This window comes from Actinoalloteichus caeruleus DSM 43889, from assembly GCF_000429185.2.
Lineage (GTDB): Bacteria > Actinomycetota > Actinomycetes > Mycobacteriales > Pseudonocardiaceae > Actinoalloteichus_B > Actinoalloteichus_B caeruleus.
Map to the genome: position 1 here is coordinate 4,197,516 of NZ_AUBJ02000001.1, position 25,067 is coordinate 4,222,582.

The 25,067-nt window shown below is 72.1% G+C and carries 20 protein-coding genes; 11 read left to right on the forward strand and 9 right to left on the reverse strand.

Annotation, left to right across the window (positions count from 1 at the left end; all coding sequences use genetic code 11):
• The first annotated feature begins 14 nt into the window (after positions 1-14).
• The 5 genes from G443_RS16610 (at position 15) to G443_RS16630 (ending at position 6,269) form a co-directional block, all read left to right on the forward strand.
• Positions 15-1,622 carry an AbgT family transporter gene (locus G443_RS16610; protein ID WP_081715282.1) on the forward strand — a complete coding sequence of 536 codons (1,608 nt, stop codon included), beginning with the start codon at positions 15-17 and terminating at the stop codon, positions 1,620-1,622.
• Between the two features lie 163 nt (positions 1,623-1,785).
• The gene (locus tag G443_RS16615; RefSeq protein ID WP_155886052.1) at positions 1,786-2,262 is read left to right on the forward strand and encodes an acyl carrier protein; all 477 of its coding nucleotides are present in this window, start codon (positions 1,786-1,788) and stop codon (positions 2,260-2,262) included.
• A gap of 878 nt (positions 2,263-3,140) precedes the next feature.
• Positions 3,141-3,959, forward strand: coding sequence for an acyl carrier protein (locus G443_RS16620; RefSeq protein ID WP_026417907.1), 819 nt, complete (start codon positions 3,141-3,143; stop codon positions 3,957-3,959).
• Positions 3,960-4,529: 570 nt separating this feature from the next.
• A complete protein-coding gene (locus G443_RS16625) occupies positions 4,530-4,988 on the forward strand; it encodes a hypothetical protein (protein ID WP_026417908.1) in 459 nt (152 codons plus the stop codon).
• A gap of 363 nt (positions 4,989-5,351) precedes the next feature.
• On the forward strand, positions 5,352-6,269 hold the full coding sequence (locus G443_RS16630; RefSeq protein WP_162183679.1) for a septum formation family protein: 918 nt from the start codon (positions 5,352-5,354) through the stop codon (positions 6,267-6,269).
• 208 nt (positions 6,270-6,477) lie between these two features.
• Here the strand turns inward: G443_RS16630 and G443_RS16635 are convergent, their stop codons facing one another.
• The 7 genes from G443_RS16635 to G443_RS16665 all read right to left on the reverse strand — a co-directional run bounded on the left by G443_RS16635 (position 6,478) and on the right by G443_RS16665 (position 15,488).
• On the reverse strand, positions 6,478-6,855 hold the full coding sequence (locus G443_RS16635; RefSeq protein WP_026417909.1) for a DoxX family protein: 378 nt from the start codon (positions 6,853-6,855) through the stop codon (positions 6,478-6,480).
• Positions 6,856-6,930: 75 nt separating this feature from the next.
• The gene (locus tag G443_RS16640; RefSeq protein ID WP_026417910.1) at positions 6,931-8,751 is read right to left on the reverse strand and encodes a phosphoenolpyruvate carboxykinase (GTP); all 1,821 of its coding nucleotides are present in this window, start codon (positions 8,749-8,751) and stop codon (positions 6,931-6,933) included.
• A gap of 825 nt (positions 8,752-9,576) precedes the next feature.
• Complete coding sequence (locus G443_RS16645; RefSeq protein WP_051313577.1) at positions 9,577-10,401, reverse strand: DUF6802 family protein; 825 nt, start codon at positions 10,399-10,401, stop codon at positions 9,577-9,579.
• A gap of 89 nt (positions 10,402-10,490) precedes the next feature.
• Positions 10,491-12,434, reverse strand: coding sequence for a dynamin family protein (locus G443_RS16650; protein ID WP_245588716.1), 1,944 nt, complete (start codon positions 12,432-12,434; stop codon positions 10,491-10,493).
• Positions 12,431-12,934, reverse strand: coding sequence for a nucleotide exchange factor GrpE (locus tag G443_RS16655; protein WP_372493018.1), 504 nt, complete (start codon positions 12,932-12,934; stop codon positions 12,431-12,433). Before G443_RS16655 ends, G443_RS16650 begins: the two co-directional genes overlap by 4 nt.
• 215 nt (positions 12,935-13,149) lie before the next feature.
• On the reverse strand, positions 13,150-14,691 hold the full coding sequence (locus G443_RS16660) for a dynamin family protein (RefSeq protein ID WP_026417911.1): 1,542 nt from the start codon (positions 14,689-14,691) through the stop codon (positions 13,150-13,152).
• 143 nt (positions 14,692-14,834) lie between these two features.
• Positions 14,835-15,488 carry a TetR family transcriptional regulator gene (locus G443_RS16665; RefSeq protein WP_035275360.1) on the reverse strand — a complete coding sequence of 218 codons (654 nt, stop codon included), beginning with the start codon at positions 15,486-15,488 and terminating at the stop codon, positions 14,835-14,837.
• 141 nt (positions 15,489-15,629) lie between these two features.
• Here G443_RS16665 and G443_RS16670 point away from each other — a divergent pair, with 141 nt between their 5' ends.
• Entirely contained in the window at positions 15,630-17,414 is a 1,785-nt protein-coding gene (locus G443_RS16670; RefSeq protein ID WP_245588717.1) for an MFS transporter, read from the forward strand.
• Between the two features lie 98 nt (positions 17,415-17,512).
• Here G443_RS16670 and G443_RS16675 read toward each other — a convergent pair whose 3' ends face one another.
• Both G443_RS16675 and G443_RS16680 read right to left on the reverse strand, forming a co-directional pair.
• Positions 17,513-18,433, reverse strand: a complete 921-nt coding sequence (locus G443_RS16675) for an SDR family oxidoreductase (RefSeq protein WP_026417912.1) — start codon at positions 18,431-18,433, stop codon at positions 17,513-17,515.
• Between the two features lie 52 nt (positions 18,434-18,485).
• Complete coding sequence (locus tag G443_RS16680) at positions 18,486-19,079, reverse strand: TetR/AcrR family transcriptional regulator (RefSeq protein WP_026417913.1); 594 nt, start codon at positions 19,077-19,079, stop codon at positions 18,486-18,488.
• 219 nt (positions 19,080-19,298) lie between these two features.
• Between G443_RS16680 and G443_RS16685 the strand changes: the two genes are divergently transcribed.
• From G443_RS16685 to G443_RS16705, 5 genes are all read left to right on the forward strand, one after another.
• Entirely contained in the window at positions 19,299-20,240 is a 942-nt protein-coding gene (locus G443_RS16685; protein WP_026417914.1) for an ABC transporter ATP-binding protein, read from the forward strand.
• A gap of 5 nt (positions 20,241-20,245) precedes the next feature.
• Positions 20,246-20,980, forward strand: coding sequence for an ABC transporter permease (locus G443_RS16690; protein WP_026417915.1), 735 nt, complete (start codon positions 20,246-20,248; stop codon positions 20,978-20,980).
• A 238-nt stretch (positions 20,981-21,218) separates the two neighbouring features.
• Positions 21,219-22,166 carry an ABC transporter ATP-binding protein gene (locus G443_RS16695; RefSeq protein ID WP_026417916.1) on the forward strand — a complete coding sequence of 316 codons (948 nt, stop codon included), beginning with the start codon at positions 21,219-21,221 and terminating at the stop codon, positions 22,164-22,166.
• Positions 22,163-22,924 (forward strand): ABC transporter permease, encoded by a 762-nt coding sequence (locus G443_RS16700; protein ID WP_026417917.1) that lies wholly within the window; start codon positions 22,163-22,165, stop codon positions 22,922-22,924. Before G443_RS16695 ends, G443_RS16700 begins: the two co-directional genes overlap by 4 nt.
• Positions 22,925-23,291: 367 nt before the next feature.
• Positions 23,292-23,969 carry a hypothetical protein gene (locus tag G443_RS16705; RefSeq protein ID WP_245588718.1) on the forward strand — a complete coding sequence of 226 codons (678 nt, stop codon included), beginning with the start codon at positions 23,292-23,294 and terminating at the stop codon, positions 23,967-23,969.
• The last annotated feature ends 1,098 nt before the right edge of the window (positions 23,970-25,067 follow it).

Sequence of the window (25,067 nt, forward strand, 5' to 3'; positions counted from 1 at the left end):
GGGAGGTGGCGCGGATGGCGCGTGGTGGGCGGGGACGCGGGAGCGGTGGGGCTACCTCCGCCGGCGTCGGCGGCGTGTTGGGGTGGATCGAACGGGTCGGGAACCGGCTGCCGGAGCCCTTCGTGCTCTTCGCCCTGCTCACCCTGCTGGTCGGCGTCGTCTCGACGGTGCTGGCCGCCTTCGGTGCCGCCGTGGTGGTACCGGGGGAGGACGGGGTCACCGAGGTGCGCGGCGGTTTCTCCGCCGAGGGCATCCGCTTCCTGTTCACTGAGATGCCGGCCAACTTCATCGGTTTTCCCCCGATGGAGACGGTGGTGACGATCATGCTCGCCGTGGGGTTGGCCGAGCGGACCGGGATGTTGACGGCGCTCGTCCGGATCGCGTTCGCCCGGGCACCCCGGGGGCTGCTCCCCTACGCGGTCGGCTTCGTGGGCGTGTCCGGCAGCGTCATGTCGGACTCGGTGTTCATCGTCGTACCTCCGCTGGCCGCGATGGTGTTCCGCGCGGCGGGACGGCACCCGGTGGCCGGCCTGCTCGGCGGCTTCGCGGCCGCGGGTGCGGGTTACTCGACGTCCGTGCTGGTCACGAGCCTCGACGCGCTGTTCGCCGGCATCACCAACAGTGTCGTGTCCTCCCTGGCCCAGCCGGGCACCGAGGTGACGGCCCTGTCCAACTACTACGTGAACGTCGTCTCGGCGGTCGTGCTGAGCCTGCTGGTCGGGGTGGTCATCACCCGGGTCGTGGAGCCGGGTCTGGAGCGGTCCGGATTCCCCCGGTCACCGGTGGTGGAGGACGACCCGCCCACCGGCCCCGCGGACCCGCCCGTCGACCTGGACCAGGTGTCCCCGACGGTCACCGCCGCCGAGCGGCGTGGTCTCGCCGCCGCCGGCCTCGCGCTGCTCACCCTCGTGGTCATGTTGGGGGCCCTCGCCCTGTGGCCCTCGTCGCCGTTGCGCGCCGAGGACGGCGGTTACCTGCCGTCGTCACCGCTGTTGTCCTCGGTCACCACGCTGACCTTCCTGGCGTTCGCCGTGCCGGCCATCGCGTACGGGGCGACCACCGGTGCTATCCGGACCTCGGCCGATGTCCCCCGCCTGGTGGGGCTGGCCGTGCGTGACCTGTCCGGTTTCATCGTGCTGGCCTTCGCCCTCGGCCAGTTCGTCGCGCTGTTCGGCTGGACGAACATCGGCACCTGGCTCGCGGTGCGCGGCGCGGAGTTCCTGCGCGGCAGCGGGCTGGAGGGGTACCCGGCCCTGGTCGGGTTCGTCCTGCTGGCCTCCGTGCTGAACCTCCTCATCATCTCCGGGTCGAGCCTGTGGACGCTGCTGGCCTCGGTGTTCGTGCCGATGTTCCTGCTGGTGGGCTTCGAGCCCGGCTTCACGCAGGCGCTGTTCCGGGCGGGCGACTCCGTCACGCAGGTGATCACCCCGATGAACCCCTACGTGATCGTGCTGCTCACCTTCGTCCGCCGGTACCAGCCCACCGCCGGGCTCGGCACGGTGATCGCGCGGATGCTCCCCTTCGTCGTCCCCTTCTGGGTGGCGTGGCTCGGGATCCTGACGCTCTTCTACGTGGCCGAGCTGCCGCTGGGACCGGGAATGGGCGTCCTCGTCGGGGAGTGACCCGCCAGCGGCGGTACGGACGAGCCGGCAATAGCGATCTTCACCGGTCGGCGCAAGCGTGTCGGGCTCACTCCTTGGAGTGGAGCAGCCCCGGTGCTCAGGCGCTACGAGTGAGTAGAGCAGAGCATCGATGCGGAAGTTGGACGTGGGAAAGGAGAACACTGTGGGACAGCGTCGTGGGTACCTGTCAGTGCTGATCGGCCTGTCGGCCGCATCCGTCCTCGTCGCCCCGACCGCGTACGCGGAGGCGGTGAACGGGTCGACGGCCAGCGAGTCCCCAACCGGTACGTCGACCCACGGGGAGCTGGCCGAGGAGGAGAGGGCACTCGGACTCGGAACGCTCCGCGACCAGATCCACGGTCTCGTCGCGGACCAGCTGGGAATCAGCTCGGTGTCGGTGGAGGACGAGCACCACCTCGTCGACGACCTCGGGGCCACCGAGGAGGACACCGCCAGCATCGTGGACGGGGCGGAGGCCACCTACGGCGTCCAGCTGCTCCAGCTGGACGTGCGGGAACTCAGCGATGTCGGATCCCTCGTCCTGCTGGTGCGGGACAAGCTGGTGTCCGTGCTGAACGGTGACGCGCTGTCGACGGATGGCGGCGCGACGAGTGAGGTGGCATCCCGGCCCGCGAGGTGACGGTGGTGAGCGGGGGGTGAACCCGGGTTCTCCCCCGACGTGCGTGCCGGCACCGGTCCGGCCGGCCGGTACGCGTACGGAGGTCCTGAGCACACGAGCCCAGGACCTCCGTGTTCGTTCGGGAGCCGTGGTCGCCAGGAGGACCGGCGTGGCCGGGGCTCCGATGACCCCGTGATGCGGGCGGTCAGGCGTCCCCGCGGGGTTCACCAGGTCGCGGGTGTGACGCCTGGCTCCGAACGCCGGTACCGGACGTGGTCGCCCAGCACGGCGACAGGACAGCGCGGTGGCGGCCGGTACCCGTCAGCCGAGGAGCCGCGCCGGACTTCCTGCCCGTGGCCGTGTCCGGCGATCCCCCGCCCTGCTCGTCGATCGGACGACGTCGTGCACGCCGGACGGGAACAACGCCCGCCCGAGTTCGTGGCTCCCAGGGTGCGCGGGAGGCTCCCCCTGGTCGAGGATCCCGAACCACGGGTGCGCCGAGCGTTGCCGGGGTGGGTTGCCCGTGCTGGGCGGACCGGACGTTGGCGCGCCCGGGTTCCGGCGTTGGGCCACCGGCGTGCCGCCAGTGCCGGCCAGCTCGTACCGTCGCGGAGCGACAGCGACGACCCGTGCGGGACGTCCCCCACCACCTTGACCGTGGCTCGGCACGGGACGGCCTCGCGCGGCGGCCGGGAATGCGCTGTCCGATGAAACGAAAGCCTTCTCCCACACGGGTGGATAGAGCCGTGTGGTCCGGAAGTGCCTGGTGGTGGCCATTGGTCGCCACCACCAGTGTTAGTGGCGCTCACCCCTTGGCGTGGAAGCAGGGGCGTCACGGAGCGCGCTTGTCCCGCTACGCGGAGTATCTGGATGGGTTGCCCACCGAGAGGAGAGAACCTGTGTGGCAGTTTCGCAAGGAGTTGGTAGTCGCCGTCGCGGCGGCCGCGTCGAGCCTGTTCCTGGCGCCGCTCACGTCGGCGGCGGCGGCCGAGGGACCGGCCGCTGAGGTCGCCGGCACCCCGGTGTCCGGTGTGGGGACGAGCTCGCCACGGTCTGACGCGGGTTCCGCCGTGGCGAGACACGACGCGCGCCCGAGAGAACCCTTGTTGGACGAGGTACGGGAGGAGGTGCACGGCATCATCTCCGCGCGTCTCGCCGTTCCGAGGCGGGAGATCGACGACTCCCTCCACCTGCGTCGGGACCTCGGCGCGACAGCCGAGGATCTGGCTTCGATCAGCCGCTCGGTCGAGGAACGCTACGAGGTCACCCTGCTGGCGGACGAGGTCGCCGCGTTGCAGAGCGTCGGGGATCTGGTCCACCTCGTGGGGGACAAGGTCGTCCACGCACTGCTCGACGTGGTGATCTCGGAGACCTCGGAGACCTCGGAGACCTCGGAATCGTCGGTCTCCGGCGGAGGGTGCGGCTGCGCGCCGTGCTCACCCTGCTTGCCCGGCGACCCGGGTGGCCCCGGTGACCCGGGCGACCCCGGTGACCCGGGTGACCCGGGCGACCCCGGTGACCCGAGCGACCCGGGAGACCCGAGCGACCCGGGAGACCCGAGCGACCCGGGAGACCCCGGTGACCCGAGCGACCCGGGGAAGCCCGGCAAGCCGGGGAAGCCCGGCAAGCCCGGCAAGCCGGGTGAGGGCGACGGTTGCGAGTGCCTGCCGGGTTCGCCGTCCAAGCCCAAGGACATGAGCTCGGACGGACGACTCTGATCCCACCCGTTCGTGCGCTGGGACTGGCGCTCGTGCCAGCCCTCCCAGCGGGTACGTGGCCATCGGCTGACAGCCGGTGGCCATGTGCGCGTTCGGCTGGAGGCGTGGTGCGGGTAGGCACTACGGCGGGGACGCCTATCCGGGCCCTGTCCCGACGTGGCGGAGGCACCGCCACCCAGGAGGAGACGTTCGGCTCCTCTGCTGGGCTTCGCCCGCTCGCGACCCCCGGTTCGGGGCCGTGGGACGAGAACGCCCCGCCGTGGGATGAGATCCCCGGTGGCGGCGGCTCTGGGACGGGCGCTTCGCCCGAGCAGGGTCCCGCGCCAGCCGACCGGTGCGGACCCGGCCGGGGAGCTGGCTACCCACCGCCACCCCGGCCTGCCAACGCGTGATCATCGCGCACCGCCGGGTGGAATCGCTGAAGTCGTCCCCGAGACCGCACGATACTGACCGTGATGTGAGTTTCGCGTCGAGCGGTGTGGTCGGTGAGGCGGATCTCCGGACGAGCCCGGTGGTACCGCTGCCACCGGTTCCCGCGATCCCGATCCGTCCGCACCTCCGGGAGGCGTCATGACCCAGCACATGCCCATCGCGGCCGACGACCTGGTGCCTACCGCGGACTCCTCGAGATTCAGCTGGTTCCACCACCTCAAGGGGTATGACGAGGAAACCGGTCCGGTCACCAGCATGGTCGAGATCGGCCCGAAGAAGCAGCTCGTCGTGTTGCGACTCGCGTCGACCATGCTCGGCACCATCGGGTTCGAACGCGGTCAGGCCGAGCAGGCCGCCTCGGCGATCCGGGGCCGGGTGCGGTCCGCCGTGACGGTGCTGCACCCGTACGCGGTCGTCGCCCGGCTGTACCTGGCGGCCGCCGTGTCCGGAGTGGTCCTGTGGCTGGACGGCGACCGCGTCCCCGACTGGCGGGTGCGGTTCGGTGGGGAGGCGGCGGACCGACTGGCGGTGTTGTTGGAGGAGGGAGCCACGATGTTGCGGTCCCCCGTCCACGAGTTGGCGTCGCGGTCCTTCTGAACCGTCGTCGGGTACCTCGCCGGAGAGCTCACCTCGGGGCGCTGGGGGACGGGCCGTGTGAACAGGACCGCCCGACCACCGCGGGCCGCCGACCCAGGCCCGCCCGCGACCGCGGGGCCGGCCGCCACGCCCGACCGGCGAATACTCCTCCCGGGGTGTGGTCATCGGTCGTGCGGCCTGCCAGTATGCGGAGACCCCGACCCGTGACGACCCGGGACCGGGGCGCGGAGCCGCGTCGACCTCGCGGCGGAGCCACGCCGACCCGTTCCGATCCTCGCGCTCCGGCCTCGGGGTGCCCGTCGGGAGACGTGCCGGGGGGCGGGCGATACCGTTCGGTCAACGGACAGGGAATGGGTGATGTGCGTGGCTGGGCACTCGGTGCTGCGACGGTTGTGGCTGCTCCCGGTTCTGGGCGTGGCGTTCTCCTCCTGCAGTGGTCCGGAGTCCGCGCCCCCCGACGCGGCGGGGGAGACCCGCCAGACGGCGGCGGCGACCGGTGGGTCCGGGGTCGCCGACGATGCCACCGAACCCGCCGTCCTGCCACCGGACGTGCGTGGCGCCGAGGACCTGCCGGAACCCGGGGCCTGTGTGGTCGTCGACCAGAGCAGCTTCGACTCGGTCGGCTGCTCGCGACCCCACACCTTGGAGGTGGCTCAGGTCCTGGAACTCCCGGACGACCTGCCGAGGCAACGTCCCGACGACCAGCAGCTGCTGAGCCTGTCCCTCACCCAGTGCGGTGAGCCGGCCGCCGAGTACCTGGGCAGCACGGACATGGACGCCACCCGACTCGCGCCGTGGACGGTCTGGCCGTCGAAGACGGGTTGGGCCCGGGGAGAGCGGTGGCTGGTCTGCGGCGTCACCGAACTGGACGGTGCCGAGCCGGTGGAGCGGACCGGTTCGCTGCGGGGAGCGCTCGTCGGCGAACCCTTCTACGAGTTCCAGATCTGCACCGAGGGACCGCCCAGCGAGGAGTCCATCCGGATCGTTCCGTGCGACCAACCGCACCGGGGTGAGGCCGTGCCGGGCACGGTCCCGCTCGGTTCGCCGATGGACCAGTTGCCGGACTCGTCGGACATCGACGAGGTGGCCAGCCCCCACTGCGCGGTGGCCGTGGAGAACTACCTCGGTATCAGCGAGCGGGCGGATGTCCGCACGGTGCGGCGCATCCCCACCGAACAGGGTTGGCAGGCCGGTCACAACTCGGCTGTCTGCTATGTGGAGACCGAGCAGCCGGTGACGGGGACCCTGCTGGGGATCGGGGACCGGCCGCTGCCCGTCTGAGGTGTGCCTGGCGGGTGGGCCCGGGGGAGGGCGGTCACCGGCCGGGTGGTGTGGACACGTGGTGTCGACCCTCGCCCACCTCCGTGGTGGTCCCCGTCCCGGCGAGGCCGAGGGACCCCGCCGGCCGGTCTGTCCTACCCGGCCGTCGTGGTGGCGGTGCGGGGTTCGTGCGGACGCGGTGCGGGGCCCGGTTTCACGTGAAACCAGTTCACCCCAGGGAGTAGGGGCCGAACCGGGTCACCGCCACGATGAGGGCCAGCGTGAACAGGACCGCGTTGACCGCGATGACGCGATGCTCCCCCCGGCGGTGATGGGTGATCCCGGCGCCGACCATCAACGCCGCCAGCCCGGTGGCGGCGAGCGGGACCAGGGTGGGGAGGACGCCGAACAGGGTGGGGAGCACGAGCGCCGCTCCGCCGAGGACCTCCAGGACGCCGATCGTCTTGAGTGACCGGTAGGAGTAGTCCTCGGCGTAGTCGAGGCCGCGATCGACCAGCTGGGTCGGTGTGAGCAGCAGCTTCGAGATCCCCGATGGGATGAAGGTGGCCGCCAGCACGATCTGGAGCAGCCAGATGACGAAGCTCATCACACCTCCCCGCTGGTCGCCGGCCCCGGCCCGTCGTCCTCAGTGTCGGACGCCCCCGCCGTCGCCGCAGCGTGGTCAGCCCAGGCGTTCCCGCAGCGCGGCCAGCTCGTCCCGCAGCGTGCCGGGCAGGGCATCGCCGATCGTGTCGAACCACTCCTCGATCAGGGGCAGCTCGGCACGCCACTCCTCCCGGTCCACGCGCAGCGCGGCCTCGACGTCCGCCTCGGTACCCGCCAACCCGGACAGGTCGAGCCCGCTGGCGGTCGGTACCCGCCCGATCGGGGTGTCGACGGCCGCCGCGACCCCGTCCAGGCGGTCCACGATCCACTTCAGCACGCGCGAGTTCTCACCGAAGCCCGGCCACAGGAACCGGCCGTCCTCGCCCCGGCGGAACCAGTTGACGTAGAAGATCCTCGGCAGCCGGGAGGCGTCGGCCTCCTTGCCGAGGTTGATCCAGTGCTGGAAGTAGTCACCCGCGTTGTAGCCGATGAAGGGCAGCATGGCCATCGGGTCCCGCCGGACCTGCCCGACCCGTCCGGTCGCCGCCGCCGTCTTCTCGCTGGAGAGGGTGGCGCCCATGAAGACACCGTGCTGCCAGTCCCGGGCCTCGGTGACCAGCGGGATCGTCGTCGCGCGTCGTCCGCCGAAGAGGATCGCGGAGATGGGCACTCCTCGCGGATCGTCCCACTCGGGCGCCAGCACGGGGCACTGTCCCATCGGCGTGCAGTACCGCGAGTTCGGGTGGGAGGACAGCTCGCCCCGCTCCCCGTCCTCGGGCGTCCAGTCCTCGTGCCGCCAGGAGGTGAGGTGGTCGGGGGCACCGTCCATCCCCTCCCACCAGATGTCGCCGTCCTCGGTCATCGCGACGTTGGTGAAGATGGAGTTCCCGCGCTCCAGCGTGCGCATCGCGTTGGGGTTGGTCTTCCAGTTCGTGCCAGGCGCGACGCCGAAGAACCCGGCCTCCGGGTTGACCGCGTAGAGCCTGCCGTCCTCGCCGAACCGCATCCACGCGATGTCGTCGCCGAGGGTCTCGACCCGCCAACCGGGGATGGTGGGTTCCAGCATGGCCAGGTTGGTCTTGCCGCAGGCGGACGGGAAGGCGGCCGCGACGTAGCGCACCTCGTCGGTGGGGGAGATCAGTTTGAGGATGAGCATGTGCTCGGCGAGCCACCCCTCGTCCCGGGCCATCGCCGAGGCGATCCGCAACGAGTAGCACTTCTTGCCCAACAGCGCGTTGCCCCCGTAGCCGGAGCCGAAACTCCAGATCGTGCGCTCCTCGGGGAAGTGCGAGATGTACTTGGTGTCGTTGCAGGGCCAGGGCACGTCCGCCTCGCCGTCGGCGAGCGGCCTGCCCACCGAGTGCAGGCAGGGGACGAACTCGCCGTCGCTCCCGAGGCGGGACAACACCTCACCCCCCATTCGGGTCATGATGTGCATCGACACCACGACGTACTCGGAGTCGGTGATCTCGACGCCGAACATGGGTCGCTCGGCGTCCAGCGGTCCCATGCAGAACGGGATGACGTACATCGTCCTGCCGCGCATGCACCCCCGGTACAGCTCCGTCATCACCCGTTTCATCTCCGCCGGCGGCATCCAGTTGTTGGTGGCCCCGGCGTCGGCCTCGTCCCGGGAGCAGATGAACGTGCGCTCCTCGACCCTGGCCACGTCGCTGGGGTCCGAGGCGCACCAGAACGAGTTGGGCTTGGCCCGGAGGGGTACGAAGGTGCCCGCCGCGACCAGGGCGTCGGTCAGCCGCCTCCACTCCGCCTCGGAGCCGTCGCACCAGACGACGGTGTCCGGGGTGGTCAGGTCCGCGACCTCGCGGACCCAGGCGAGGAGACCTTCGTGGGTGGTGGGCGGCTGGTCGAGACCGGGTACGGCGAGTGCGGTCATGGTCCTCACGTCTCCTGACTGCCAGGTGCTGCCGGCGGTGGTTGTGCGCTGTCCACGGCTCGGTGGAACACGAAGACCCCCACGAACGCGGAAATGCTTCGCGCCGCCCGGTGGCGGCGGGCGGACCACGAAATTGGGGGTTCCCGAAGGTTAGCGGCAGTAGGCCCTCGGTACTCAACGGAAAGTTGTCGGCTCTCTCACAGGACCGATAAGGGTATCGATTCAGCACCTGGAAGTTGGGCTCTGTTCTCGTTTGTCCGCAACGAATTCGGTCCGGTTCGGGTGAGTGGGCGGGGTGCGCTCGCCGTCCCCGGTCAGGCGTACCGGCGGCGCGGCGGAGCCCGTTCGACGGCGTTCGACGCCCGGGGAGCCGGGCGAACGCGAGAATGCGCGCAACCGGTTGACCAGTTTCGGTGGGCTGGGCCGGACGCCTCCGGTCCGTGGTCCGGTCCGCAGGCGCCGGGAAATACCGGTGGCGATTCCATTCCGCGCGGCCAGGCGAAGGGGAGGTCGCGGGCCGTGGTGGTTTATCCGGTTGGCGGCCGAATGGGCGTCGAATAGGGGGATATTCGGATGCCAGGGCCAGTGCCGCGAACTTCCGCTGGAATTGGGGGAAAGTCCGCCGGTCGACCCCGTTCCCTTTCCTCCGGTAGCGGGCCCGGCGGTGTTCCGACCGCGCCGCTCACCGGATCGGGCGCGGTTCGGAGCGCGCCGCCGCCCGTGGGGGCGGTCGGCGGGCGCCAGGAGCGGACCCGCCGACCACGACGGCCACGACCACGCCGAGTGCCGTCGGCGCGGCGAGCCCTCCACGGGCTCGCCCGTCGATCAAGCCCAGTGCGCCTGCGCGACCTCGGGCGACTCCCCGCTGGCGTCCCCGCTCGGAGCGGAGGCACCGGCCACGGGGACGGCGGACCCGCCGACGGACGCGGTGACGTCGTAGCGCGCTCGTGCGTCGGTCGCCTCGTCGCCCCACTCCTCGTCGGAGCCGCTGGGCACCGCCCCGTGGTGGCCGGTGTCGGGGACGTACTGCCCCTGGGCGTCCAACCCGCCCTGTTCGACGACGACCCACTCCCCGCCGCCGGTGTGCTCGGCGAGGACCACCGTGCCGTCGGCGTGGAACTCGGCGATCAGGTCGGCGTCGCCGTCGCCGTCGACGTCGCTGACGACCAGCACGACGTCATCCTCGGTGACCACCACGGAGGTGTCGGCGACTCCGTCACCGTTCATGTCCTCCGTCGGCGCGCCGACGTCCATCGGGCCGCCCGGTGTGCGCACGAGGATGGAGTCCCCCGAGTAGCTGGCGTCGTCGAAGGGTTCGCCGGCGGGCAACTCCCCGATGTCGAGGCGGGGGTTCCCCTCGAGGGTCCGTTCGGGGTCGGACGCCACCCAACCACCGGACGCCTGGTCGTAGCCGGCGGTCCCGGTGACGTTGCCGTGTTCGTCGTACTCGACCAGCAGGTCCGCCTCACCGTCGCCGTCCGAGTCCGTGAAGACCAGGTACCCGTCGTCGGTCTCCAACAACACGCTGTCCGGTGTCCCGTCGCCGGAGAAGTCGTGGTTGGTCTCCCCGGTGTACTCCTGGCCGTCGACGACCACCCGCAGGTCCGTGCTGTCGCCGGTGGTGTCACCGGCCTCACCCTCGATGTACACCGCATCCCCCTCACCGGGTCGTTTCGGATCTCGACCGGCCGACGGTGCTGCTCGGCCCCCGGGCGGTCCGGTCGGACGTCACGTTGGACTCACGGTAGGCAGTTCTGGTTCCCGCCCAACCGGGGCCCCGGGCCCGGCCGGCCCGGGGAGGTGCCGGGCTGGGCGGCGTGGCCGCGACCAGGCCCGAGCTCGCGCATCCTGGCGAGCAGCTGGTCGACCTGTTCGGCCCCGGCCCGCACCTCCGCCAGGGTTCGGCGCACCCGTTGCGTCTCCCTCGCGCGGTCGGCGGAACCCATCCGCAGCGCCCTGTCGACCTCCCGGAGCTCCTCCTCGATGCCGTTGACGCGCCGGCCGAGCACCTCGTCGAGCGCGGTCGAGAGCTGGATCTCCGCCTCGATCAGCTGCTCGGACACCACCTGGTCCAGGGTGGACCGGGCGTCGGCGAGGGCATCGGACAGCCACTGCCGCAGGTGCTGCTTGTCCGCGCCGTGGCGGCGGACCCGGCCGATCCACCAGCCGGCGCCGAGGCCCAGCGCCACCACGGGAACGACGAGCGGCAGGGCTGCCAGCCCGGCCGCGGCCCCGAAGGGCAGCATCGCCAGCTTGCTCGCCCCCAGCCCCGCCGAGATGCCCATCGACCCGCCCATGAAGACCAGCAGGCGGTCCTCCGCCGTCTGCTGGCGCCGGTCCGCCGGGCGCATCACGACGAAGGGCTGGGTGGACCTGGCCACCTGGTCGCGGATCATGGCGAGTTCGGCGGGCGAGAACAGTTCGGCGAGCGTCAGTTCGGTCACCCTGGCCAGCCGTTGTTCGAGCATCGCGCTGGTGCGGGCCGAGAGGAGTCGCAGCGCGGCGTCCACGTGCCGGGGCAACCGCTCGAGCCCGGCGCGGTCCGCGCCGTCGATCTGCCGGCGGAACCAGTACTGCACGTCGCGGACCTGGCGGGCGACCTCGTGACCGCACTCGACCCGTGCCCGGTTCAGCTCGCCTCGCAGGCGCAGCTGCCATCCCCTGCTGGCGGAGCGGCGTTCCGCCGACAGCTCGTCCCGGCGTCGCCTGAGGGCGCGGGCCTCGTCCTCCCCGGTGGTCAGGGCCCGTTCCTCGGCCTCGAGACGGGCGGTGAGGGCGGCGAGGGAACTGGCGAGCGCCCGCATCGTGTTCGCCTCGCCGAGCATGTTGCCGCGTCCGGCCACGGTGCTGACGAGCGAGGTGGCGAGTTCCGCGATCCCCGACCGCGCCCGCAGCATGTCGGCGGGCCCCGCGTGCGGGGCGGAGGCGGCGAGCTGCGACAACCGCGCGGACACCGGGTGGATGTCGGCGTCCGCGAAGCGCGGCGCGTGCTCGGCGAGCAGCGCCCTGTCGGCGGCGAGCACCTCCCGCCACCCCCGGTACTGGTCCGTCTTGGTCAGGGCGAACACCACCGTCTCCACCCGGTCGGAGATGGAGCGGAGGAAGGACAGCTCGCCGTGGGTCAGCGGGCTGGAGGCGTCCAGGACGAACAGCAGGGCCGTCGCCTTCGCCGCCGCGTCCGCCGCGCGCTCACCGTGGATCGCGTCCAGACCGCCCACACCCGGCGTGTCGACCAGGTCGAGGTCGGTGAGCAGCGGTGCCGGCCCGGTGACCGCGATGTCGCGGGGCGGCAACGCGCCGGGCGGGAGCGTGCCGTCGACGCACACCCAGTTCCGCAGTTCGCCCAGGGGGATGTCCACCGCCGCGTCGTCTCCGTAGCGGGCCGAGGCGCTCCACGAGGGGCCGCCGGTGAACCGGAGGTAGGTGGCCGTGGCGACGTCGGCGTCGACCGGGGACAGGTCGTGCTGGTCGAGCAGCGCGTTCACCAGGGAGCTCTTGCCCCGGTTGGTCTCGCCGACGACCACCACGGTGGGCCGGGGCTGCTTGGCCCCGCGTACCCGCTCGACCCACTCGGCGGCGTCGACGTCGGCCGAACGCAGCAGTTCCACCAGTCGTTCCCGCGTCTGCCTGACCAGCTTGGGCAGGGCGACGCCGGAGCCGGACGGGGCCCGCTCGCCGGTCATCCCGGCCCTTTCCGCGTGTAGACGGTGACGACGGGTACCCGCAGCGTGCGACCGCGGTCGGCGAAACCCACCACCTCCGTCTCGGCGACCGTCCCGGCCAGCGCCGGGTCGTCGGTGTCCGTCACGCCACCGGCCTCGTGGCGGGCCGGGTCGAACCGGTCCCCGTCCGGCCGCAGCGAGGTGACGCCGACGGCCGCCAGGCCCTCCTCGATGCGTTCGGCCACACCCGCGCTGCGCGCCCGGTCCAGGGCGTACAGGCAGAGCCTGATCAGGTCCTGGCGCTCACGCAGGACGCGTTCGTGGTCGGTGGTGTCCTCGGCGGTCGCCGCGCGCGCGGCCGTGTCGAGCGAATGAAGGCCCACGTCGCGGTAGGACGTGTCGCCGGCGCGGGCGGTTCCGGCCGTCCCGGCACCGGACGGGGGCACCGGTGTGGCCGTCGAGGCCGGGGGTCGGTTCTCCGCTGGCACGGGTGCGTCCGGCACGTCGGGTGCCTCCGGCACTTCGGGCGCGGCGCCGTGCGGGGTGGCGTCGTCGGGGTGGACCGAGGGGACGGCCTCGGGAGGGGCGCTGGGAACGGGCGGGGTGAGGGGCGGCTCCGGTGGTACGAGCACCGGGTCGGTGTGCTCGTCGTGGCCTCGGGCGGCCCGCCCCGGGCCGGTCCCGGGTCGTGGTGTCGGGCGCGGCTCCTCGCGTCGCCGCCGCCGGAACCAGGGGGTCATGTCGCCTCCCTGAGCTGTTGCCAGAGTAGGAAGTAGGCGCGGTGGACCACGTGGGCCACCCTGCTCTGCGCCGGAGTGGCCCCGAACGAGGCGAACGACCGCCACCAGCCGGCACGTTCGAGCGCGTGGGCGGCGAGTTCCGTCCTGGGACGTCCGGCGAGGCCCAACCGTTCCCCGGGGTCCGAGGTGCTCCCGACCCGGAGGATCTCCTCGGCGAGGTCGTCGGGCATCGCGACGGTTCCGCCCGCGACCAGGGTCAGCGCCTCCAGCAGGCGCAACTGGTGCGCTTCGGGCCGCGCCAGCAGCACCTCGATGGCGTCGTGGACGCGTTGCCGTTCGCCGGGGTCGCCGGAGGCGTGGGCGAGCGCCGTGACGGAGGCCATCGCCGCCGCCGCCTTGATCCCGTCCGCCCTCGCCTGGAAGAGGGTGCGCAGCCGAGCGCGCACGGCGGCGAGCCCGGAGGCGTCCAGGAGCCGGCGGCGGAGGGCGCCGGCGGTGATCTCGGGGTCCTCGGTGACGGCCAGGACGCCGCTGCGGACGCCGTACAGGTCGAGTCGTTCCAGGAGCCGGCGGCGGTCGGCCGGCGGCACCGCGCACTCCCAGTCGACGAACAGGTCGGCGGAGAGCAGCATCGTCTCCCTGGTCTCCTCGTCGAGCGCGGCCAGGTCCTTCAGGCACCGCGCGTCGGCCGAGGTGAAGCCGCCGGTCTCCGAGGTCTCGGCGAGCAGGCCGATGACGGGCAGCACGTCGGCGACCCTGGGGCGGAGCGCGGCCGCCTGGCTGGCGGCGACCAGGCCAGCCGCCCGCCAGGTGGAGCCGTCCGAGCCGGGGACCGAGTCCGGTTCCACCGTGTCCGCCTTGTTGAGGACGGCGACGGCGTTGACCGGGCCGGCCTCCCGGCGGGCGGTGGCCGCGGTGAAGGCGGTCAGCGCGTGCTCGTCGTCCGCCTTGACGGTCTGGGTGAGGACGTAGAGCACGGCCTCCGCTCCGGCGACCGCGTCGCGGGACACCGGGTCCAGCTCACCCGGTGGCTCGTCGCCCGCGCCCAGCAGTTCCCGGGTGCGGCGGACCGACGCCGAGTCGAGCGATCCGAGGCCGGGGGTGTCGATGACGGTCAGGTCACGCAGGACGGCGTTGGTCAGGTAGGCCTCGAGGTGGGAGACCGACGCGATGTCGACGCCCAGGTCGGCGGGGATCATGCCCTGCTGGTCGAAGGGGAGGACCTGCTTGCGGCCGTCCCGGAAGATCACCTCGACCCGGTCGACGGTGCCGTACTGGAAGCGGGTCACCAGCCGGGTGCACTCGCCCACGTCCGTCGGCGCCACCCGGCGGCCGATCAACGCGTTCACCAGCGTGGACTTGCCGGACTTGATCCGTCCCGCGACGGCGACCTGGAGCGGGGCGGAGAGCCGGTGGAGCACCTGCCGGAAACCGGCCGCCGTGGCCGGGCCGACCTGGGGCTGGAGCCGGTCGCACAGGGTGGCCACCGCCGCCGAGAGCGGGCCGGGCCAGTGCCGCTGGGGTGGTCCGTGGACCAACCGTCACTCCTCGGGCTCGACGCGGGCATTCTCGACACAGATCGTGCCACGTCCACCACCGCCGGCGTTCCGTCCGGAGGCCCGGGACCCAGCGCCTCGGCCGTCGAACCCGGTCCGGTCGCCCGCGGAGCGCCGCGTGTCCGTCAGGCGGGGGCGGGGGCCGGCAGCCCCCGTGCCGTCTCGGAGAGGCCGTCGATGGTGGTGTGCAGCACCTCGGCGAGCAGGGCGGAGGGCAGCGGCCCCTCGGGACGCGCCAGCCAGGCCTGGAGGGAGACCGAGACGGTCCCGGCGAGCGCCATCGCCCACGCCTGGGGGCGGGGGTCGGTGTGGGGGTCGGCGCCGAGCCGTTCGGCGATCAGGGCGGTCAGTTCCCGCATCCAGTTCGAGGAGACGATGTGCTGCGCGTACCGCACCTCGTCGACCTCGGCGAGGAGTTCGCACCGCAGCAGGTGCTGCGCCCGCTCCTCCTGCATCACGTCGTCGAGCTCGCCCAGCGCCCAGGCCAGGGAGCGCATCGGGTGCTCGTCGGCGGGCCGCCGGCTGATGCTCTCCCGCAGCATCTGGGCGGGCCAGGCCGGGTCGCCGAAGAGGACCGCCTCCTTGCTCGGGAAGTAGCGGAAGAAGGTGCGTGGCGCGATGTCGGCGGCGTCGGCGATCTGGGCGATCGTGGTGGCCTCGAAACCGTGTTCCCGGAACAGGCGGAGCGCGGCCGCCTCGATGCCGGCGCGGGTCCGCTGCGCCCTGCGCCGCCGGCGGTCCGGCGGTGCGGCGTGATGGGGGTCCGGGGCCTCGGTCATGGCTCCCAAGGGTTCACGGGATGTCCGGCCAGTGTCAACCATGCCATAAGTCACGTGTGCCAACTGGCACGTGTGACATAACGTGGAGGGGTCGGCCTGGTCGAGGGAGGGCCGGCTTCCCCGTCTTGTCGAGGAGATGACGTGTCCCGTGTCCAGCCCGAGGCCCAGGTGCCGCCGGGACAACCCCGTTCGTCGATGACGGACGACGAGCGCGCCGCGGTCGCCGAGGGCATCGAGTTATCGGTCTACCGCGACAGGTGGAAGACCCTGCTGGTGCTGTGCCTGGCGCTGGCGACGGTCATGCTGGCCAACACCTCACTGGGGGTCGCGCTCCCCGTGCTCTCGGTGGACCTGGGTGCCACCACCAGCCAGCAGCAGTGGTTCAACAACGCCTTCACGCTGGTGTTCGCCGGTCTGCTCTTCACCGCGTCCGCGATGGCCGACCGGTACGGCCGCAAGGCCATGTTGCAGGCGGGCCTGGTGGTGTTCGGCCTCGGCTCCGCCTACGTGTGGCTGTTCACGGACTCGAGCACCGAGCTGATCGCCGCCCGTGCCGCGCTGGGCGTCGGCGCCGCGATGGTGATGCCCGTGACGCTGTCGATCCTGACCAGTGTCTTCCCCCGCCACCAGCGGACCAGGGCGGTGGCGGTGTGGGCCGCCGTGTCCGGCGCCGGTACGGCCCTCGGGCCGGTGGTCTCCGGAGTCCTGCTGGAGTTCTACTCCTGGCAGTCGGTCTTCGTCATCAACATCCCCGTCGTCATCGTCGGCGTGGCCCTGGGCGTCCGGTTCGTCCCCGGCCACCGGCTGGTGGCGGCCGGCGCCGGCGAGGGCGGGCACGGTGGCATCGACCCGGGTGGGGCGGTGCTGTCGACGCTGGGTATCGGCACCGTCGTCTACGCCCTGATCCAGGCGGAGCACAACGGGTGGGCGTCGGCGACGACGCTGGGACTGCTCGCGGCCGGCCTCGTCCTGGTCGCGGTCTTCGTCCTGTGGGAGCGCCGGGTGAAGGACCCGATGCTGGACATGACGCTGTTCCGGGACAAGGCGTTCTCCGCGTCGGCGCTCTCGCTCACGCTGGTGTTCTTCGCCCTGATCGGGGTGTTCTTCTCCCTCAGCCTCACCCTCCAGCTCGTGTTCGGCTACTCGCCGCTGATGTCCTCGGTGGCCATGCTGCCGGTCTCGGTGATGATGGTGCTGGTCTCGCCCCAGGTCGCCCGGGTCGTGGGCCGGTTCGGCCCGAGGGCGACCGTGGTGAGCGGGATGGGTCTCGCCGCGCTCGGCATGGGGATCCTGGGCACCCTGAGCGTCGACTCGGGCTACTGGCACCTGTTGTTCGGCCTGGCCACCGTCTCGCTGGGTATCGCGCTCACGATGCCGCCCGCCACCGACATGCTGATGTCGAAGGTGCCCCGGGAACGGGCCGGGATGGGGTCGGCCACCAACGACGTGACCCGCGAGATCGGTGCCTCGCTGGGGATCGCGGTCCTCGGTTCGGTGCTGGGCAGCACCTACGGGAGCCGGTTGTCGGACTCGCTGACGGGTTTCCCCGAGGACGTCCGGGAGACCGCGACCAACTCCTTGGTCGGCGGTCTCGGTGTGGCCCGGTCGTTGGGTGAGGAGGGCACCGGACTGCTGCGCGAGGTCATGGAGTCCTGGATGGACGGGGTGCGGGTGGCCCACCTCGCGGCGACCGTGCTGATCCTCATCGCGGTAGTGGTGGCCTGGGCCTGGCTGCCCCGGGTGGCGGAGGACATGCACCGGACCGCCGGGTCGGAGGGGGCCGGGGACGCGACGTCGTCGTCGACCGCCGGTGACGACGGGCCCGCCGAGACCGGTGGCGCCCAGCAGGAGGCCTCCGCCGTGGCGAGCGGCGCGGGGGGAGCGGAGGACGGCCGTTCGCCGGCCAGGTCCGACGGCGGGGAGTAGGAGCTCCCGATCCGGGGCGCCCGGGGCCCGGCGGGTGGAACCGCCGGTGGCCCCGGGACCGTTTCGGGACCGCCCCGGACGCGGTCGTTCGGCCCGGGTCAGCGGTAGTCGTCGGCCGTGCGGTCCCGACGACCGCCGAGGGCGACCTCGCGGATGTAGGTGGCCGCGTCGGGTTGGGAGCCGTCCAGGTCGCGCACGCCGTAGGCGGCGGCGAGCTCACCGCTGGACACGCCGCGCCCTCCCCAGCGGGAGACGTCCGGGTCGGCGGCGAGGGCCGCGACGGCGCGGCCCAGGTAGCGGGGGGTCTCCGAAATGGCGAAGTGCGGATCCCGCTCGATGCCGTCCCGCCAGTTCTCCTCGGTCACCCCGAAGTGGTCCAACATGCGTTCCGAGCGGAGGAAACCGGGGCTGACGGTGACCGCCGCTCCCCCGAAGGGCGCCAGCTCGTGGTGGAAGGCCGTGCCGAGCCGGCGCATCGCCGACTTGACCAGGAAGTAGGGCACGGCTGTCCCCACGTACTCGTCGTCGTCGCCGTCGGTGACCTCGACGAGCAGGCCGCCCGGCCTGGCGATGAGCAGCGGCAGCAGCGTGTGCGCGGTGACGAGGTGGGTCTCGACGCCGTTGCGGAGCACCCGCAGGGCGTCCTCCAGGCTGGTCTCCCAGAACGGGGTGCCGTGGACCACGAGGGGGTCACCGCCCCAGACGTCGTCGACGAGGATGTCCAGCCGACCGTCCTGCTCGGAGTGGATGCGCTGGGCCAGCGCGGTGACGTCGGCGACGGAGTTGTGGTCGCAGACGACCGGGATGCCGGTGCCGCCGGCCGAGGTCACCAGCTCGGCGGTCTCCTCGATGGTCTCCGCGCGGTTCAGGGGACTGCGCGTCCGCCCGCTCGTGCGGCCGGTGACGTAGACGGTGGCCCCCGAGGCGCCGAGTTCCACGGCGATGCCCCGGCCGCATCCCCGGGTGCCGCCGGTGACGACGGCGACCCGCCCGTGCAGTGGTGCGTTCTTCTCCGCCACGTCCTCGTTCCTTTCGTGATGGATCTCCGGCTGGGTTGGTCGTGGCCGCCGCTCAGCCGGGAGGGCGCCGCCATCCGTCGAGCACCGCGTCCACGTCGGCGAGGAGCCGGTGGACCAGGGACCCCTCGGGGCGCATCGACCAGTGCAACGCCGAGCCGTTGACCAGGGCCGCCAGTACGGAGCCCGCCACCTCCGGGGCCGGTGCGCCGGGCAGTTCCCCTGCGTCGACCGCGGCGCCGACCAGGCGGCGCAGTTCGGTGCTGACCCGGCCGTACACCTCGCCGAGGAGCTGGCGGAGTTCCGGGTCCTGGAGGTCCGTCCCCAGCGCGGCCAGGTTGTGCGCGGCGGTGTCGGGGTTGTCGAGCGCGCGGTAGGGCGAGGTCGCCGCCGCCCTGACCGCCTCGACCGGGTCGCCGGCGTCCTTCGCGGCGTCGCGCATGGTGGTGCGCACCTCGTCGGCGCTGGCCCGGCTCATCGCGACGAGCAGGCCGTGCTTGGAACCGAACCGTTGGACCAGGGTGGCGGGCACCACCCCGGCGCGGCGGGCGATCTCGGCCAGGGCGAGCCGTCGCGGTCCCAGCTCCGCGAGCGCCGCGCTCGCCGCTCGGATCAGCTGTTCGTCCGTGGTGCTCCTCGGTCTGGCCACCCCGTTATTGAACCACGGTTCACAAACGTTTGTGAACCGTCGTTCATGAACTTGCCGGTACGCCCCCGGGGTGTCGGCCCCCAGGACCTTGCGGGGCAAGTGGGGGTTGACCTCGGGGTGATCACGGATACCCCGGGGGGTCCGTCTCCGACAGGCTGACTCCCGAAGCGACAGCGGACGAGGCGACGCCCGACAGGGGCGGGCGGGGAGTTGGTGACCATGATCGAGGCACGAGGCCTCACCAGGAGGTACGGCAACAAGGTCGCGGTGGACGACCTGTCGTTCTCGGTGCGGCCGGGGCGGGTGACCGGCTTCCTCGGGCCGAACGGCGCGGGGAAGTCCACGACGATGCGGATGATCCTGGGCCTGGACCGCCCGACCAGCGGAACGGTCCGCGTGAACGGGCAGGCCTACCACGAGCTGGACCAGCCACTCCGCCGCATCGGCGCGCTGCTGGACGCGAAGTGGGTGCACCCGAACCGGTCGGCGCGGGCCCACCTGCGCTGGCTGGCCAGGACGAACCGGCTGCCCGACCGGCGGGTGGACGAGGTGCTGGAGGCCGTGGGCCTCGCGGCCGTCGCGAACCGCCCGGCCGGCGGGTTCTCGCTGGGGATGTCGCAGCGGTTGGGGATCGCGACCGCGTTGTTGGGGGACCCCGAGATCCTGATGTTCGACGAGCCGGTCAACGGCCTCGACCCCGAGGGGATCCGCTGGATCCGTGGCTTCATGCGGGACCTCGCCGCGCAGGGCCGGACCGTCTTCGTCTCCAGCCACCTGCTCTCCGAGATGGCGCAGACGGCCGAGGACCTGGTGGTGATCGGCCGGGGGAAGCTGATCAGCCAGTGCACCACGGCCGAGTTCATCGACAACGCCAGCGAGTCCCTCGTGCGGGTGCGGACTCCCCAGGCGGAGGAACTGCGGGCGGCGCTGGCACGGGCCGACGCCGAGGTCAGGGTCGAGGTCGAGACCGGTGCCCTGCTGGTCTCGGGTGTGACGACCCAGCTCGTCGGCGAGGTGGCGGCCGCGGGTGGCGTGGTGCTGCACGAACTCGCGGTCGAACGCGCCTCCCTCGAACAGGCGTTCATGCGCCTGACCGACGACGCGGTCGAGTACCAGACGACCGCCCTGCCCGCTCCCGAACTCGTGACCGCCGGAAGGTGAGTGCCGTGAACCTGATCTCGGCGGAAAGCATCAAGCTCTTCTCCACCCGGTCGCCCTGGTGGTGCAACCTCCTCGCGATGGTCCTCCCGGTGGGCTTCGCCACCGCGGCCGTGCTGAGCTGGCCGACCGACGTGCCGATCTCGGTCACCGAGGTCCAGATGGGTTACCAGTTCGGCATGATGCTGGTGCTGGTCATGGCGGCTCTCGCGGTCACCACCGAGTACCGCTTCGGCACGATGCGCACGACCTTCCAGGCCGTGCCGGGGCGGTCCTCCGCGCTGTTGGCGAAGACCGCGCTGGTGGCCGGCGTCGCCGGACTGGTCGGTCTCGTCGCCGCGCTCGGGTCGTTGGGCGTGGCCTCGGTCCTGCACCCGGTCTCCGATCTCGGGTTGGGGACCGCCGACGAGCTGAGGGCGGTCCTCGGGGTCGCCCCGGTGTTCGTGTTCTCGGCGGTGATCGCGGTGGCGGTCGGGCTCCTCGTCCGGCAGAGCGCGGGAGCGCTGGCCCTGCTCCTGGTCTGGCCGATGTTGGTGGAACCGCTCGTCTCGGTCATCCCGACCGTGGGTGAGCACATCCAGCAGTGGATGCCCTTCGTCGCGGCCGACCACTTCCTGCGGGGAGAGCGCAGCATGATCGCCGACCCGGTGCTCTCCCCGGCCATGGCGCTCGCCTACTTCGCCGCGGTGTCGGTCGGCCTGCTCGCCGTCGCGCTGGTGGTGGCGCGCCGCCGGGACGCCTGAGCCGGCTCCCGGTGGGGGGTGTCCGACCCCCCTCGGCGGGGTACCTCTGCTCCGACGGGCCGGGCCGTGCGGCCCGGCCCTGAGGGAGTGACCGTCCGCGCTGGTCAGAGCCCGTTCCCTCGTCGGTGAAACACCTGGCAAGAAAAAGTGATATCATCTTGCTAGAAGTCACGAGGAGTGATTCGTGACGGCGAGTGCGTCGACCGGGGTAACCCGTTCGGCCACACGAGGAGGGACGATGATCGAGGTAGAGCACCTCACGAAGCGGTACGGGCGGACGGTCGCGGTGGATGACCTGTCGTTCTCCGTGCGGCCGGGGCGGGTGACGGGCTTCCTCGGGCCGAACGGCGCGGGGAAGTCCACGACGATGCGGATGATCCTGGGCCTGGACCGCCCCACCAGCGGAACCGTGCGGATCGACGGGAAGCCCTACCGGGAGCTGGACCGTCCGCTGACCAGGGTCGGCGCGCTGTTGGACGCGAAGTGGGTGCACCCGAACCGCTCGGCGCGGGCGCACCTGCGGTGGATGGCCAGGACCAACCGGCTGCCGAACCGGCGGGTGGACGAGGTGCTGGAGACCGTCGGCCTGTCGGGGGTGGCCGACCGGCGGGCGGGAGGTTTCTCGCTGGGGATGTCGCAGCGGTTGGGGATCGCGGCGGCGTTGTTGGGGGACCCCGAGATCCTGATGTTCGACGAGCCGGTCAACGGTCTCGACCCCGAGGGAATCCTCTGGATCAGGCAGATCATGCAGCGGCTGGCCTCGGAGGGGCGGACCGTGCTCGTCTCCAGCCACCTGCTGTCCGAGATGGCTCAGACGGCGGAGGAACTCGTCGTGATCGGCCGGGGGAAGCTGATCAGGCAGTGCGGTACGGCGCAGTTCGTCGACGAGGCGAGCGGGGCCACGATCCGGGTTCGGACCCCGCAGGTGGAGCGCCTGAGGGGTGCGCTCCACCAGGAGGGGATCGAGGTCAGGGACGAGGTCGTCGACGAACTGCCCACCCTCGTCGTGGCGGGTACCAGCAGCGAGCGGGTGGGGGAGATCGCCGCCGCGCAGGGCGTGGTGCTGCACGAGCTCTCGGTCCAGCGGGGGTCCCTGGAACAGGCGTTCCTCCAGCTCACGAACGAGGCCGTCGAGTACCACGCGCATGACGGCGCCACCACCGGGAACGAGGGGACCGACCGATGACCCTGCTCGCCGTCGAACGGATCAAGCTCTTCTCCACCCGCTCGCCGTGGTGGTGCGTGGTGGTCGCGGTCGGTCTCACCGTCGGGTTCACCGCCCTGATGTCGGGCTTCGCCAACGAGCAGGGCACGGTGACCGTCGGGTTCACCCAGTTCAGTTACCAGTTCGGGCTGATGGTGCTGATGGTGATGGCGGTGCTGGCCGTGACCACCGAGTACCGGTTCGGCACCATCCGCACCACCTTCCAGACGGCCCCCAACCGGGCCGCGGTCCTGACCGCGAAGGCACTGCTGGTGGCGGTGCTCGCCGGGGTCGTCGCGCTCGCCGCGGCGTTCCTCTCCTTCTGGGTCAGCGACCTGCTGGCCACCAATTCGGACCTGAGCCTGTCCGGAGCGGACGCCTGGCGCAACGTGGCCGGTACCGGTCTGGTCGCCTTCCTCGCCGCCGTGCTCTCCGTCGCGGTGGGAATCCTGCTGCGCCAGTCGGCCGCCGCCGTGACGGTGGTCCTCGTGTGGCCGCTGCTGGTGGAGGGTCTCGTCTCGCTGATCCCGAGGATCGGCCAGGACATCCAGTCGTGGATGCCCTTCGTGGCCGCCCACCACTTCCTGTTCGGCGGGCAGCCCGACAGCGCGGAGGCCGCGATGATGATGGGCATGTCGGATGTCCCCTACGGCCCGTGGGCGGGCATCGCCTACTTCGGTGCGATCTCGGTGGGCCTGTTCGTCGTCGCGGTCATCACCGCGAGCCGCCGCGACGCCTGAGCGGGCCGGTTCCGGCGGTCCTCCACGGCCGGGTGGGCGACCCCGGATTCGTTTGGGAACCGCCCCGACCGGGGGAACCCCTTCATGAAGTGCTTGTTAACGCGATCGCGCTGACCGGCGCCCTCGTTCGGGATACCCGGGCTGCTCTGGATGGGGCAGCCCGGGTTTCTCCTTGTCCGGCCGATGGAAACGGAACCTTAACGAAGGGCCCTCCCGGGCTTCCGCGATCGCGTCACCAGGCCCGAATGCCGCTAGTATCGAAGGTGAAATCAACTGGTGATATACACCGGAAGTACGTGAGGTCGGTATCCGGTCGAACATGGCTCGAAGCAGTAGCTGAACTCCTACCTGGGGGGCAGGAGGATCGATGACAACGTTGCGACGCAAGCCTGACCCGCAAGAACGTGACGAGGACCCCACCCCGTTCGGCCCCGAGCGTCTCGTCTCCGGGGCAGGATGGGTTCCCCGACAGCAGCGGACGCCGCCGCGGTCGTGGAGCGACGACGCCGGGGACACCCTCGGCCCCATCGAGCGATCGGTTCCGTGGCCAGAGCCGATGCCGGAACTGGAATGGTTCCTCGCGCTCGAGGGCAGCGCCGCCGACGGAGCGTCCGAACCCTCCGACGCCAGGAACTCCTGGGTGCACTGGGCATCGGAGGCCGAGGTGCTCGACCTGTACCGAGGGGCTCTGACCGCCGGCGGTGATCCACCGGCGCCGTGGTGGATCCGCGCCATGCACATCGGGACCCTGGCGTCCAGGGCCGACGGTTTCGCACTGGAGGACGAGGTGCACGACGTCCTCTCCGAACGCCCGGGCTGGGTCTTCGTCCCCTGGGCCGGCAACGGAAGAAGCCCCTACTGGGAGTACACCCCCTCCGATGACGGTCGGGCCATCCAGCCCACCACGATCCTCTTCGGCGAACGGCACCCCGGCTTCGTCCTGGTGCTGCCCGCCCACGGCGTCACCCCGACGCCGGTGCGACCCCTCGGCGGCGTCGCGGGTCTGGTCGAACGCCTCACCGAGATCGGCTCCTGGCGGGTCTGACGCCGCCGGGAGTCCGCGCGCTCCACGCGCCTGCCCATCGCCGCGTGTCCTGGTCATGCCGCAGCAGCGCCGCTGCCGGCAGGCACCACCCCTTCGCCTCACCCTCCGCGCCGTCGTCGGCGTGGACGAGGAGCGTCGGTCGTTTCCCGACTCCCAGTGCCGTGCGCCGACCCGTCGGCCCGCGTCCGGGTTGGCCCCCGTGCGGCGGGCCGGCGTCGGTTGTTCCTTGGCAGGCGGGGTGCAACGGGTGGTGCCCTGCCGCCCCCGCCTGCCGGTCACCCCACCTCGGACTCCGGCCGCGCGCGACACGGCGGGTTGCCCGATCCGGGATGTGAGTGCGAGCGCGTCGGGGGGCGAGCGCGCTCACCTCAATGCGATGAATCGCACAAGACAGTATGCCGCGCTACAACTTCCGCAAATGATCACCCGATAGGTGCCACTAGACACCCCGGTCGCGGGGGTGTCGCACGATCGGGGCCGCTCCTGACGGAGGCGGGCGCCACGAACGCCGTCCGCCCGCCGGTGGGGCCGTGGAGTGGTGGGTGTGGCCAGCCGGTGAGCCCGTCGCCAGCGCCCACGCCGCTTCGGTACCACGGCGGCGCTCCGTCCACACCGGACTACCTGCTCCGGGTGGCCCGCGCGCTGCTCGGGCCGCGCCCCGCGCCGGTGGTGGGCGGAAGGTGAGCGGCTGGCCGGGGTCACGTGGCCGCCTCGCCGGATCCACCCCCCGCTGCCGGTGCGTGTCCCCGCTCGGCCACCCCACGCACCCTTCGCGGATCGCGCCGGCACGGACGGCTCGCCGGGGGAACACCCGCGTGCGCCACCACCCGTCGCCGGTTCCGGCGGCCGCACGTCCCTGCCCTGGTGGCTCCCGGTAGAGGAGGACAGTGTGTCGAGCGACCGGCGCCAGGCGGACGGGAGGCGGCCAACCCCCGGCGCCCTCGCCGACCGCCGAGGTGGGGCTGGCCCGAGGGCGGACGACCTGATGGGAACGGCGAGCCCGGCCGCCTGGCGGACGGGCCTCGCTCCCCCGACGGACCCCTCGGCCTTCGGGCCCGGCCGAGGCCGAGCGAGGAGGGGCCGGGGGTGCCGTGGCGA